We start from the raw sequence: 13,224 nt of genomic DNA, 5'->3' as shown, positions 1-13,224 counted from the left end.
CTCCAGCGCCGATGGTAGTTGGCGGGACACCGCCTGCGAGAGTAGGACGTTGCCGGGCAAACAAAAAGACCAAGACGGTTTAGTCTTGGTCTTTTTTGTATAACAAATAATCATGTAAGTATTTTGGTACTTTTCGTTCAGTTACGTCCAAAAACTGCACGATAAAAGGATATGCGTCATTGGAATAACTGTGAAGAAGATCGTACCACCATTCCGTTTCATAACGACAAATCATACTTAAATTGTATAGTAATAAATAGTGGGCAATGATTTTATGAATACGCTTGTTTTGTCCATTTGTTTGTTTAAAATATAGATCAAATAAAGGGGTTAGTTCCTCTATTTGCTCTAACAACTGTTTCATACAAAATTTTTCACCATATGCATGTTTCACATGAAACATTTTTTCAGAAAAATAAGTAAACAAACCGTGTTTTTGAATTTTTACCTCATCTTTAAAAAAATCATAGTTTTGTTTTTTTCTTTTCCTCGTCGATACTCCATGTGCCAAAACAGTTGAGGATTCAGGATAGTCAGCATGAATCGTTAATAAACATGCTTTAAGAAGCTGGACATTCCCATAAAATAACAAAACAGGTTTAATCGCTAATGGTGCTTGGCGAGCTGTGTCATAAAATTTTTTTCCATGTTGTAAGTAGTACATAAATGGATAACAATTATCATAGCTTTTCTTTTCTGCATCTTCTCTCCCTTCTTGTTTATAGCGTTCAAGTAAAAATTGATGTACAAAATTTGATGAATAAAATACTTCCCACATCGTACGCTCTCCTTATTTAATTGATCGAATTATCTAACATTTTTATGTTTTCTTGACAGAAAAAAGCGAAGTTGATACTCTACTAATTAATATTTCCAAAGTGAGGGGGAAAAACAATGTGGGAAACAAAATTTGCGAAAGAAGGATTGACGTTTGATGACGTCCTCTTGATTCCAGCAAAGTCAGAAGTGTTACCTCGTGATGTCGATTTAACAGTTGAACTAAGTAAAACGTTAAAATTGAACATCCCGATTATTAGTGCAGGAATGGATACGGTAACCGAAGCGGAAATGGCGATCGCAATGGCACGCCAAGGAGGATTAGGAATTATTCATAAAAACATGTCAATTGAACAACAGGCGGAACAAGTCGATAAAGTAAAACGGTCAGAAAGCGGGGTAATTACCGATCCATTCTTTTTGACCCCTGAACATCAAGTATATGATGCAGAACATTTAATGAGTAAATATCGGATTTCAGGTGTTCCGATCGTGAATAACGCTGAAGAACAAAAACTTGTTGGAATTATTACGAATCGCGATTTACGCTTCATTCAAGATTACTCAATGAAAATTTCTGATGTGATGACAAAAGAAAACTTGATTACAGCCCCTGTGGGAACGACATTAGCAGAAGCTGAAAAAATTTTGCAAAAGTATAAAATTGAAAAACTCCCTCTCGTTGACGATCAAGGTGTGTTAAAAGGACTTATTACTATTAAAGATATTGAAAAAGTTATCGAATTTCCAAACGCAGCAAAAGACGACAAAGGACGTCTTCTTGTTGGAGCAGCTGTTGGGGTTACATCAGATACGATGTTGCGCGTGAAAAAGCTTGTGGAAGCAAATGTTGACGTCATTGTAGTTGATACAGCTCATGGTCACTCAAAAGGAGTGCTTGAAACGGTACGGAAAATTCGCGACACTTATCCAACATTGAACATTATTGCGGGAAATGTCGCGACAGCGGAGGCGACAAGAGATTTAATTGAAGCAGGAGCAAATATCATTAAAGTTGGTATCGGTCCAGGATCCATTTGTACGACACGAGTTGTCGCAGGTGTCGGCGTTCCTCAAATTACGGCCATTTATGACTGTGCAACAGAAGCGAGAAAATATGGTGTTTCGATCATTGCTGATGGAGGAATTAAATATTCTGGTGACATTGTAAAAGCTTTAGCAGCTGGAGGACATGCGGTTATGCTTGGCAGTCTCCTTGCGGGCGTATCTGAAAGCCCAGGGGAAACGGAAATTTATCAAGGTAGACGATTTAAAGTATATCGTGGCATGGGATCAGTTGGAGCAATGGAAAAAGGAAGTAAAGATCGTTATTTCCAAGAAGATAATAAAAAATTTGTTCCAGAAGGCATTGAAGGACGCGTACCTTATAAAGGGCCGCTTGCTGATACGATTTATCAACTTGTTGGTGGATTGCGTGCAGGAATGGGCTATTGCGGAACGAAAAACTTAGAAGAATTGCGAGAAAAAACTCAATTTGTGCGCATGACGGGAGCAGGATTAAGAGAAAGCCATCCACATGATGTTCAAATTACGAAAGAAGCTCCGAACTACTCGCTCATCTAGTAAACAAATAGGCGGAGGTGGAAGATTCCTCTGTCTATTTTTTTTTACAAGAGTATGTTAAAATAACGGTTATGTAAAACAGAGTTGGAGGGTTTGAGCGTGAAAACATGGTACAAGAGCTTCATCATTTCCATTGTAGCAATGTTCTTGTTTCTGGTGACGTTACCGCAAAATACAAAAGCCGAAGAAGACGTGCTCAATATTGAAGCCGATGCTGCTATTCTTGTTGAAGCGGAAACGGGAAAAATTTTATATCAAAAAAATATTGATGCGGTTTTAGGAATTGCTAGTATGACAAAAATGATGACGGAATACTTGTTGCTAGAAGCGATTCATGAAGGACGCGTCAAATGGGATCAAGAATACACAGTAAGTGAGTATGTATATCAAATTTCGCAAAAGCGAGACTTATCGAACGTTCCGTTGAGAAAAGACGGAAAATATACAGTACGTGAACTGTATGAGGCGATGGCTATCTACTCAGCCAACGGAGCGACGGTTGCAATTGCAGAAATTGTTGGTGGTTCGGAAACGAATTTCGTGAAGATGATGAATGAAAAAGCTAAAGAGTTAGGATTAAAAGATTATAAGTTTGTGAATGCAACTGGACTAAATAACAAAGATTTAGGAGGACTGCACCCAGCAGGGAGTGGAGATAACGACGAAAACGTGATGTCTGCTCGTGCTGTGGCAACATTAGCATATCATTTATATCACGAGTTCCCGGAAATTTTAGAAACGGCAAGCATTCCTCGAAAGTATTTCCGAGAAGGAACAGATGACCAAATTAAAATGGATAACTGGAACTGGATGCTCCCAGGACTTGTCGCAGCATATGAAGGTGTAGATGGTATTAAAACGGGATATACAGAGTTTGCGGGGTATTGCTTTACAGGTACAGCAGAGCGAAATGGCATGCGTTTTATCACCGTTGTCATGAATGCCAAAACGAACGGCAAAGGTACGCATTTATCACGTTTTGAACAGACGAGAAAAATGTTAGACTATGCGTTTAGCAACTATACTGTACAACAATTATATCCAAAAGGCTATACGACGAAAAAATATAAAACGATAACTGTAAAAAAAGGAAAAGAAAAAGAAGTTGCGATTGCAACAAAACAACCATTGTCGCTTGTCATCAAGCGCGGGGAAGAAAAAAAATATAAGCCTGTTGTTGTCATTGAAAAAGAAACGTTAACAGCTCCTGTGAAAAAAGGTCAAAAAGTCGGGTATATGTATGTGAAATATGAAGGAACAGACTACGGATATTTAACGAAAGAAGGGGAAAAGGCAGCACAAGTTGACGTCGTAACAAAACAAGCTGTAGAGAAAGCAAATGGCTTTGTTTTAGCGATGCGCGCCATTGGCGAACTGTTTAGCGACATTTGGCACGGTGCTTCAAACGCAATCAAAGGGTTGTTTTAAAGCTCTCTTTTTAGAGAGCTTTAAAATTTTTATTGTGATTTTTTAAAAAATTGAGTTAAAATAAAAAAATGTAGCTAGTGTTTCTACACTTTTACCTAGTAAAAACGTATGCTAGAATATGGATAGTGTACTGAAGTGATGAATAGTTGTCGTGAAACTTATTTTTCAGTACAATATCACAATAACGATATACATAATGGGAGGAATGAACGGTGGCGGTTACAGGTACAGAACGTGTAAAACGCGGGATGGCGGAAATGCAAAAAGGTGGCGTCATTATGGACGTTGTGAACGCAGAACAAGCAAAAATTGCAGAAGCAGCAGGTGCAGTCGCTGTGATGGCTCTTGAGCGCGTTCCAGCTGATATTCGTGCAGCTGGTGGCGTTGCTCGCATGGCTGATCCAACTGTAATTGAAGAAGTGATGAAGGCAGTATCTATTCCAGTGATGGCGAAAGCGCGTATCGGTCACTATGTGGAAGCGCGTGTATTAGAGGCGCTCGGCGTAGACTATATTGATGAGAGTGAAGTGTTAACGCCAGCAGACGAAGAGTTTCATATCGATAAACGTCAATTTACTGTGCCGTTTGTATGCGGTTGTCGTGATTTAGGTGAAGCAGCTCGTCGTATTGCTGAAGGTGCCTCCATGCTTCGTACGAAAGGTGAACCGGGTACAGGGAATATTGTCGAAGCAGTTCGCCATATGCGTAAAGTAAACGCGCAAGTGCGCAAAGTCGTCAGCATGAGCGAAGACGAATTAATGACAGAGGCGAAAAACTTAGGTGCTCCGTTTGAGGTACTATTAGAGATTAAACGTCTTGGTCGTCTTCCTGTCGTTAACTTCGCAGCTGGTGGTGTCGCGACACCAGCCGATGCAGCGTTGATGATGTATTTAGGTGCTGATGGTGTATTTGTCGGTTCAGGTATTTTCAAATCAGAAAACCCTGAAAAATATGCACGTGCTATCGTAGAGGCTACAACTCATTATGAAGATTACGAATTAATTGCTCACTTATCGAAAGGATTAGGTGGAGCGATGAGAGGGATTGATATTTCTTCGTTGCTTCCTGAACAACGAATGCAAGAACGCGGATGGTAATGTAAAGGAGCAATGAATATGGTGAGAATAGGAGTACTAGGGTTACAAGGGGCTGTACGTGAACATGTACGTTCAATTGAAGCGTGTGGTGTAGAAGCTGTTGTTGTTAAAAAAGTAGAACAACTTGCACATATTGACGGCCTCATCATTCCAGGCGGGGAAAGCACGACCATGCGTCGCTTGATGGATAAATATGGATTTATTGAACCACTGAAGCAATTTGCAAGCGAAGGGAAGCCGATGTTTGGAACGTGTGCTGGCTTAATCATTTTAGCTAAAAAAATTGTTGGTTATGATGAGCCACACCTTGGTTTAATGGATATTACGGTTGAGCGCAACTCGTTTGGTCGTCAACGTGAAAGTTTTGAAGCATCTTTAGCAATTAAAGGTGTTGCCGACGATTTTATTGGTGTATTTATTCGCGCTCCGCACATTGTATCTGTAGGGGGCGATGTTGACGTGCTCGCGACGTATGAGGGTCGCATTGTCGCGGCAAGACAAGGACAGTTTTTAGGATGTTCGTTTCACCCAGAATTAACAGATGACAATCGTATGACGCAATACTTTATCAACATGGTGAAAGAGACAAAAGAATAAACGAGTTGCATTTTGTTTAAACTTATAGTACATTATTTCCAAGAAAATGATATGAAGAAAAAGCGATGACAGGAACTAGTAGCAAGCCCTCTTCCTTTCAGAGAGCCGGTGGTCGGTGCGAATCGGCAGGAATGACTTGTGAATCCATCCTGGAGCGAAATGCTGAACGCGTTAGTCAGTAGGCATTTCCGGTGAGAACCGTTATATCTCTCGAGTGGGAGACGTACGTCTTCAACTAGGGTGGCAACGCGGGAGCACTCTCGTCCCTTTCTTTCGGGACGAGAGTTTTTTATTTCATAAATCAAAAAGGAGGAATGATGATGTTAGACTTAAAATTTTTACGTAACAATTTTGAAGAAGTAAAACAAAAGCTTCAACATCGTGGTGAGGATTTAGCAGATTTTGAACGATTCGAGCAGCTCGATCGTCGTCGTCGAGAACTAATTGCACAAGCGGAAGAATTAAAAAATAAGCGAAACGATGTGTCGCAACAAATTGCTTTATTAAAGCGCGAAAAAAAAGATGCAGATCATCTCATTGTTGAAATGCGCCAAGTTGGTGATCGTATTAAAGTACTTGACGATGAATTACGTGAAGTGGAACAACAGCTTGAAACGTTACTTTTATCGATTCCAAATGTTCCGCATGAATCTGTTCCAATTGGTGAATCAGAAGATGATAATGTAGAAATTCGTAAATGGGGTGAACCGCGTTCTTTTCCTTTCGAACCGAAGCCGCACTGGGAAGTTGCTGATCAACTTGGTATTTTAGACTTTGAACGTGCAGCGAAAGTAACAGGAAGTCGATTTGTATTTTATAAAGGACTTGGGGCGCGCTTAGAACGTGCATTAATTAACTTTATGTTAGATGTACATGTGGAACAACACGGATATGAAGAAGTTTTACCACCGTACATCGTCAATCGAGCGAGCATGACGGGAACGGGACAGCTTCCGAAGTTTGAGGAAGATGCGTTTCGTATTGAGAGCGAAGATTACTTTTTAATTCCAACAGCAGAAGTCCCTGTAACAAACTTACATCGTGATGAAATTTTATCAGCAGATGATTTACCGATTAAATATGCCGCTTATAGTGCATGTTTCCGTTCAGAAGCTGGTTCAGCAGGAAGAGATACACGTGGATTAATTCGTCAACATCAGTTCAATAAAGTAGAACTTGTCAAATTTGTCAAGCCAGAAGATTCTTATGAAGAACTCGAAAAACTAACAAATGATGCAGAACGTATTTTACAACTACTAGGTTTGCCGTATCGTGTGATGAGCATGTGTACAGCTGATTTAGGTTTTACTGCTGCGAAAAAATATGACATTGAAGTATGGTTACCAAGCTATGGCACATACCGAGAAATTTCTTCTTGCAGCAATTTTGAAGCGTTTCAAGCTCGTCGTGCAAACATTCGTTTCCGCCGTGATCCGAAAGCGAAACCAGAACATGTGCATACGTTAAATGGGTCTGGCTTAGCGATTGGACGAACAGTGGCAGCGATTTTGGAGAATTATCAACAAGAAGATGGAACGGTCGTTATTCCAGAAGTACTTCGACCATACATGGGAGGCAAAGAGGTGATTTCATAGGGGGGACTTGCTCCCCTTTTTTATATAAAAAATATTGACATGCGATGATGATTATGATAAATTAGTACATGTCGATACGGAGGAGTACCCAAGTCTGGCTGAAGGGGTCGGTCTTGAAAACCGAGAGGCGTCGAAAGGCGCGCGGGGGTTCGAATCCCTCCTCCTCCGCCATCATTTGGATGTTTACAAACCACAGCGCATAAAATGGAGATTGTTTATTGAAATAATTCGTTACGATATGTAACGAATTTTTGTTTTATGTAAAAATAAGGATGCCCAAACTAGGCATCCTTATTTTTTTAACTTACGATATTGTTCGATCATATACCCAATTTTTGCGACAATCGGTTCGATTGATTGAGCATCACCAATAATATCATACTCATTAATGTTAATACGCAAAACAGGACAAGCGTTGAAGCTATTAATCCATCTTTCATACCTTTCATACATTTCTTTCCAATATTCAATTGGTGTCTGCTGTTCCATTGGGCGACCGCGTTCACGAATACGTTTAATAATTTCCTCAAAACTTCCTTCTAAATAAATAAGTAAATCAGGATGAGGAAAATATGGTGTCATAACCATCGCTTCGAATAAACTTGTATACGTTTCATAGTCGACTTTCGACATTGTTCCTTTTTCAAAATGCATTTTTGCAAAAATGCCTGTATCTTCATAAATGGAACGATCTTGAACAAATCCTCCTCCGTATTCGAAAATACGTTTTTGTTCTTTAAACCGTTCTGCAAGAAAATAAATTTGAAGATGAAAACTCCAACGTTTAAAATCGGCATAAAATTTATCTAAATACGGGTTTGTGTCTACTTTTTCAAAAGAAGTGCGAAATTGAAGTGCATCAGCTAATGCTTTTGTCATCGTCGACTTCCCTACACCGACCGTTCCAGCAATGGTAATGACAGCATCGCTTGGAATATGATATTTTTCTCGTAAGTTCATTGTTCTAAGCTCCTTTTAAGAACAGATTGTAGTTCATTTAAAATATAAAATCGATCTTGATCACGACGAACGAAGTCGAGTTCGTCCCCGTTAAATCGCAATACAGGAATATGGGGATGGGCTTGTTCAAATTGTTCCATTGCTTGTTCATAAGCATGAGACAGTTGTTGTAAATAGTTCGGGTCAATGTTTTTTTCGAATTCGCGACCACGCATAGCGATACGCTCTAACAACGTGTGTAATGAAGCGTGTAAATAAATGACGACATTTGGTTTTGGCATGTCGTTTGTTAAAATGTCATAAATTCGTACATACTTTTCGTATTGCTTTCCTTTTAACGTTTGCTTAGCGAATATTAAGTTTTTGAAAATATGATAGTCAGCTACAACCGGTTTCCCATTGTTTAAAAACTTTTTCTCGACATCTTCTAGCTGTTTATAGCGATTACATAGAAAAAACATCTCCGTTTGGAAACTCCATTCTTCGATGTTTTCATAAAATTTACCTAAAAAAGGATTTTCATCAACGATTTCTTTTAACAATTCATATTGAAAATAGTCTGAAATGACCTTAGCTAACGATGTTTTTCCAACACCGATTGGACCTTCAACAGTAATAAAGGGCACGCGGGACATTGTGTAACCTCCTTTAGGTGAAACCGTCTGTGTAGACAGACAAAATTTATTTTAACATAAAATGATTAGTCTGTATGTTGCTTTTTTGTTTTGATATACTCTATAGATGATAAAAAGGTACGGGAGTTTCAAAAGATGAAAAATGATGAGTACTACATGCATTTAGCGATTGAAGAAGCAAAGAAGGCAGAAGAAATAGGAGAAGTGCCTATCGGTGCTGTTATTGTATATAACGATCAAATCATTGCGCGAGCTCATAATTTGCGCGAACGGGATCAACGCTCGATTGCTCATGCAGAGCTTTTAGCTATTGATGAAGCATGTAAAAAACTAGGGACGTGGCGACTAGAACAAGCAACGTTGTATGTGACGTTAGAACCTTGTGCGATGTGTGCTGGGGCCATTGTTCTTTCTCGCATAAAACGAGTTGTGTTTGGAGCTAGTGACCCAAAAGGAGGGTGTGCTGGAACATTAATGAATTTATTGCAAGAGAAGCGATTTAATCATCAAGCAGAAGTTGTTAGTGGGGTATTAGCTGAACAATGTGGCCATATGCTAAGCGAGTTTTTTCGACGATTGCGTCAACGAAAAAAAGAAGAAAAAAATAGTTTTTATTCCAATTAAATTCCATTGTGTAGACATTGCAATTTATACAAAAAAGAGATATACTTATACTTGCGTTAGAGATAACGCATTGCCGTGCTAAGCGGGGAGGTAGCGGTGCCCTGTACTCGCAATCCGCTCTAGCGAGGCTGAATTCCTTCTTTAGGCTAGTTTGCTGTAGAGTCTGCCTAGAGTAAGTGGTGTTGACGTTTGGGTCCTGCGCAATGGGAATCCGTGAACCCTGTCAGGTCCGGAAGGAAGCAGCAGTAAGCGGACAATCCCATGTGCCGCAGGGGTGCCTGAACTGAGCTAACTACTCTAGTAACGTTTATGGCAGCTAGTCGACGGAAGGTGCACGGCAATTTACATAGGTAGGATACAAGCACTTGCTTAGACGGCAAGTGCTTTTTTCATGTGTTTTTTAATGATATAATGAATAAGATACGAGCAAAGAGGAGGGCAGTTTCGTGAGTTATAAAGCTTTATATCGTGTTTTTCGACCACAGAGCTTTAAAGATGTTGTCGGTCAAGAACACGTCACAAAAACGTTGCAAAATGCCCTGCTTCAACAAAAGATTTCACATGCATATTTATTTTCAGGTCCACGTGGGACAGGGAAAACAAGTATAGCTAAAATTTTTGCTAAAGCGATAAACTGCGAGCATCGTCCAACAGCAGAGCCATGCAACGAATGTCCGACTTGCTTAGGCATTATGAACGGTTCGATTTCGGATGTGTTAGAGATTGACGCAGCATCAAATAACGGGGTAGATGAAATTCGCGATATTCGCGATAAGGTGAAATTTGCTCCAACCTCAGCACCGTATAAAGTGTATATTATTGATGAAGTGCATATGTTATCCATTGGGGCGTTTAATGCGTTATTAAAGACATTAGAAGAACCACCGAAACATGTCATTTTCATTTTAGCGACAACAGAGCCACATAAAATTCCGTTAACGATCGTTTCTCGATGTCAGCGTTTTGATTTTCGGCGCATCGAGCTGAAGTCTATCGTTTCGCGCTTGAAAACGGTTGTTGCAGAAGAAGGGATAGATGTAGAGGAAGAAGCATTATTTGCGATTGCGCGTGCTGCCGATGGCGGAATGCGTGACGCTTTAAGTTTGCTTGATCAAGCCATTTCTTTTAGTGATGATCGGGTTTTGCTTGAAGATGTGTTAGCAGTTACAGGTGCGGTTTCGCAGCGAAAGATTGCTGATTTAATTGGCGCGATGTACGAAAAAAAGACGGTTGAAGCGTTACGTCTTTTTCAAAATTTAATGGAGCAAGGGAAAGACCCGAATCGTCTTGTCGAAGATTTAATTTACTATTATCGAGATATGCTTTTATATAAAGCAGCGCCGCAGCTTGAGGATGTGACACATCGTGTGCTTGTTGATGAGCGCTTTCGAGAGCTTTCTGACATAGTTCCAACATCGTTTATATATGAAGCAATCGATTTGTTAAGTAAAAGTCAACATGATATGCGTCTAACGAATCACCCGCGCGTTCATATGGAAGTGGCAATTGTGAAACTTTGTTACGAAGAGGAGCGCGTGACTAAAACTTCGATTTCTCCGGTGTTAGAGGAGAAGTTGAAACAACTTGAAGAAGAATTAGCGAAACTAAAGGAAACTGGTGTGAAGCCCTCTGCTCCAGAAACAAGTGAATCGGTGAAAAAAACAGGAAAAAGTATTCGTACAGACTATAAAATACCAGTAGGGCGCATTCATGAAGTACTTCGTCAAGCAACGCATCAACATTTGTCCCTTGTTAAAGGGAATTGGGGACATGTGCTCGAGCTGTTGAAAAAGCAAAATAAAGTTTCGCATGCAGCATTATTACAAGAAAGTGAGCCTGTAGCAGCAAGTAGCACAGCTTTTGTGTTAAAATTTAAATATGAAATTCATTGTAAGATGGTTGCTGATAATAGCAACTATGTCAAAGATAATTTAGAGCAAGTGTTATTCGAGCTAACAGGGAAAAAACTCGATACGATCCCTGTTCCTGAAAATGAATGGTTTCAAATTCGTGAGCAGTTCATTCGTCAACAAACAAATGAGGATGAACAACACGAGCAGGAAGACCCATTTATTTTGGAAGCGAAAAAATGGTTTGGTGAAAATTTAATCGAAATTAAAGAGTAATGGAGGAATGATGAACATGATGCGTGGAATGGGAAATATGCAAAAAATGATGAAACAAATGCAAAAAATGCAAAAAGATATGGAGAAAGCGCAAGCAGAATTAGCGGAAAAAACAGTTGAAGGTACAGCAGGAGGCGGAATGGTGACGGTTATTGCTAACGGTCACAAGCAAATTTTAGAAGTGAAAATTAAAGAGGAAGTTGTCGATCCAGAAGATATCGACATGTTGCAAGATTTAGTGCTTGCTGCAACAAATGATGCGTTAAAAAAGGTAGATGAATTAACAGCAGAAACAATGGGGCAGTTTACAAAAGGATTGAACATACCAGGGTTATTCTAGGGGGTTCGTATGTATTATCCAGAGCCAATATCGAAGTTAATCGACAGTTTTATGAAATTGCCAGGCATCGGTCCGAAAACGGCCGTCCGTCTGGCGTTTTTTGTGCTAAACATGAAAGAAGACATAGTACTGGATTTCGCAAAAGCGCTTGTAAATGCGAAAAGAAATTTAACATATTGTTCATCATGTGGTCATATTACCGATAAAGACCCTTGTTATATTTGTGAAGACGACAAACGAGATCGTTCGATTATTTGCGTTGTTCAAGATCCGAAAGACGTTATCGCTATGGAAAAAATGAAGGAATATAATGGGTTGTACCATGTGTTACATGGAGCGATTTCTCCTATGGAAGGAATCGGTCCAGAGGATATTAAAATTGCTGAATTGCTTAGACGTCTTCAAGATGAAACGGTTCAAGAAGTCATTTTAGCAACGAATCCAAATATTGAAGGTGAAGCAACAGCCATGTATATTTCACGGTTGTTGAAGCCAACAGGTGTTAAAATTACGCGCATTGCTCATGGATTGCCGGTTGGTGGTGATTTAGAATACGCGGATGAAGTGACGCTATCGAAAGCTCTTGAAGGAAGAAGGGAATTGTAGTGTTTTGGAAACGAAAAGGGTGGCTACGCAAACAATTTAATGACCAACTCATTGAACGGTTGCAACATTATCGGGATGAGTGGATGGGAAAAAAGCAATTAATAGAAAAAAGTGTTGAGCCGTCTGAAAAAGTTATATTTGATTTAAAAATCGCTGAAGCAAAATATTTATTTCTCCTTCGAGAAGCAAAAAAGCGCAAAGTAACAATTGGGAAGGGATGATCCCCTTCCCTTTTTACGTGGGCTTGTCATATAGAAAAGAGGCGAACATATATTTAAAAATAAAACAGACGGGAGGAGAGGAAAGGATGAATGAAACAGTCGTCATTGTGTCGATCGTGAGTCTTATTGTTATTATTTTGCTTATCGGTATTCCGATACGATTGACCCGATTTATTGGTGAAGGAATTGCTCGTTTTGTGATTGGAGCTTTATTTATTTTTTTAATTAATATTGTTGGTGATGTATCAGGTATTCATTTGCCAATTAATTTGTTCACAGTAACTGTGACGGGTTTTCTAGGCATCCCTGGTGTTGTAGCCCTTATTTTTATTCAACAATATGTCATTTCATAAACGGACATATCCGTTTATTTTTTTGTTGACGAATATGTACATTCATGATATATTAATAAATGTCGTTGTTAATAAAAAAAGATGTTGACAAGTAATTGTTTTTTATGGTACTATTATTCATGTCTTTGTTGTTCTTTGAAAACTGAACAAAACAGCAGCGTAAAAGCTAGAGATATAAACTTTCTATGGAGAGTTTGATCCTGGCTCAGGACGAACGCTGGCGGCGTGCCTAATACATGCAAGTCGAGCGGACCAAATAGAAGCTTGCTTCTATTTGGTTA

14 protein-coding genes, 1 tRNA gene, 1 rRNA gene, 1 other RNA gene and 1 other annotated feature are annotated in these 13,224 nt (G+C 39.5%); of the genes, 14 read left to right on the top strand and 3 right to left on the bottom strand.

The annotated features are described in order from the left end of the window. Positions 1-79: 79 nt before the first annotated feature. On the bottom strand, positions 80-778 hold the full coding sequence (locus HNQ84_RS13950) for a YaaC family protein (RefSeq protein ID WP_183244699.1): 699 nt from the start codon (positions 776-778) through the stop codon (positions 80-82). Positions 779-894: 116 nt separating this feature from the next. Between HNQ84_RS13950 and guaB the strand changes: the two genes are divergently transcribed. The 6 genes from guaB to HNQ84_RS13920 all read left to right on the top strand — a co-directional run bounded on the left by guaB (position 895) and on the right by HNQ84_RS13920 (position 7,249). Continuing rightward, entirely contained in the window at positions 895-2,361 is a 1,467-nt protein-coding gene (gene guaB / locus HNQ84_RS13945; protein ID WP_099669032.1) for an IMP dehydrogenase, read from the top strand. 141 nt (positions 2,362-2,502) lie between these two features. Next, complete coding sequence (locus tag HNQ84_RS13940) at positions 2,503-3,789, top strand: D-alanyl-D-alanine carboxypeptidase family protein (RefSeq protein WP_055442063.1); 1,287 nt, start codon at positions 2,503-2,505, stop codon at positions 3,787-3,789. A gap of 212 nt (positions 3,790-4,001) precedes the next feature. Continuing rightward, positions 4,002-4,886 (top strand): pyridoxal 5'-phosphate synthase lyase subunit PdxS, encoded by an 885-nt coding sequence (gene pdxS, locus HNQ84_RS13935; RefSeq protein WP_032101665.1) that lies wholly within the window; start codon positions 4,002-4,004, stop codon positions 4,884-4,886. A gap of 18 nt (positions 4,887-4,904) precedes the next feature. Beyond that, positions 4,905-5,483 (top strand): pyridoxal 5'-phosphate synthase glutaminase subunit PdxT, encoded by a 579-nt coding sequence (pdxT, locus tag HNQ84_RS13930; RefSeq protein WP_183244693.1) that lies wholly within the window; start codon positions 4,905-4,907, stop codon positions 5,481-5,483. 56 nt (positions 5,484-5,539) lie between these two features. After that, positions 5,540-5,754: a binding site (T-box leader), on the top strand. 49 nt (positions 5,755-5,803) lie between these two features. Continuing rightward, entirely contained in the window at positions 5,804-7,078 is a 1,275-nt protein-coding gene (gene serS / locus HNQ84_RS13925) for a serine--tRNA ligase (protein ID WP_435622437.1), read from the top strand. 78 nt (positions 7,079-7,156) lie between these two features. Then, a tRNA-Ser gene (locus tag HNQ84_RS13920) sits at positions 7,157-7,249 on the top strand. 120 nt (positions 7,250-7,369) lie between these two features. On the opposite strand, the gene HNQ84_RS13915 is transcribed toward HNQ84_RS13920, so the two are convergent. Together HNQ84_RS13915 and HNQ84_RS13910 are read right to left on the bottom strand one after the other, a co-directional pair. Beyond that, positions 7,370-8,038 carry a deoxynucleoside kinase gene (locus HNQ84_RS13915; protein WP_183244689.1) on the bottom strand — a complete coding sequence of 223 codons (669 nt, stop codon included), beginning with the start codon at positions 8,036-8,038 and terminating at the stop codon, positions 7,370-7,372. Continuing rightward, a complete protein-coding gene (locus tag HNQ84_RS13910) occupies positions 8,035-8,673 on the bottom strand; it encodes a deoxynucleoside kinase (protein ID WP_435622436.1) in 639 nt (212 codons plus the stop codon). Before HNQ84_RS13910 ends, HNQ84_RS13915 begins: the two co-directional genes overlap by 4 nt. 135 nt (positions 8,674-8,808) lie before the next feature. Between HNQ84_RS13910 and tadA the strand changes: the two genes are divergently transcribed. The 8 genes from tadA to HNQ84_RS13870 form a co-directional block, all read left to right on the top strand. After that, a complete protein-coding gene (tadA, locus tag HNQ84_RS13905; RefSeq protein ID WP_183244687.1) occupies positions 8,809-9,297 on the top strand; it encodes a tRNA adenosine(34) deaminase TadA in 489 nt (162 codons plus the stop codon). 73 nt (positions 9,298-9,370) lie between these two features. Beyond that, positions 9,371-9,635, top strand: an RNA gene (gene ffs, locus HNQ84_RS13900) — signal recognition particle sRNA large type. Between the two features lie 108 nt (positions 9,636-9,743). Further along, the gene (gene dnaX / locus HNQ84_RS13895) at positions 9,744-11,423 is read left to right on the top strand and encodes a DNA polymerase III subunit gamma/tau (RefSeq protein WP_435622435.1); all 1,680 of its coding nucleotides are present in this window, start codon (positions 9,744-9,746) and stop codon (positions 11,421-11,423) included. Positions 11,424-11,439: 16 nt separating this feature from the next. After that, a complete protein-coding gene (locus HNQ84_RS13890) occupies positions 11,440-11,763 on the top strand; it encodes a YbaB/EbfC family nucleoid-associated protein (protein ID WP_021095866.1) in 324 nt (107 codons plus the stop codon). A 9-nt stretch (positions 11,764-11,772) separates the two neighbouring features. Further along, positions 11,773-12,369 (top strand): recombination mediator RecR, encoded by a 597-nt coding sequence (recR, locus tag HNQ84_RS13885; RefSeq protein WP_055442061.1) that lies wholly within the window; start codon positions 11,773-11,775, stop codon positions 12,367-12,369. Beyond that, positions 12,369-12,590, top strand: a complete 222-nt coding sequence (locus HNQ84_RS13880) for a YaaL family protein (protein WP_435622434.1) — start codon at positions 12,369-12,371, stop codon at positions 12,588-12,590. The genes recR and HNQ84_RS13880 overlap by 1 nt, the downstream gene beginning before the upstream one ends. Positions 12,591-12,676: 86 nt before the next feature. Next, positions 12,677-12,943 carry a pro-sigmaK processing inhibitor BofA family protein gene (locus HNQ84_RS13875; protein WP_183244678.1) on the top strand — a complete coding sequence of 89 codons (267 nt, stop codon included), beginning with the start codon at positions 12,677-12,679 and terminating at the stop codon, positions 12,941-12,943. 182 nt (positions 12,944-13,125) lie between these two features. Next, a 16S ribosomal RNA gene (locus tag HNQ84_RS13870) occupies positions 13,126-13,224 on the top strand; the annotation flags it as partial.

Source organism: Anoxybacillus eryuanensis (assembly GCF_051200995.1).
Lineage (GTDB): Bacteria > Bacillota > Bacilli > Bacillales > Anoxybacillaceae > Anoxybacillus > Anoxybacillus tengchongensis.
Note: the sequence above shows the minus strand (reverse complement) of the source record. Positions and strands in the feature narration are given on the sequence as shown.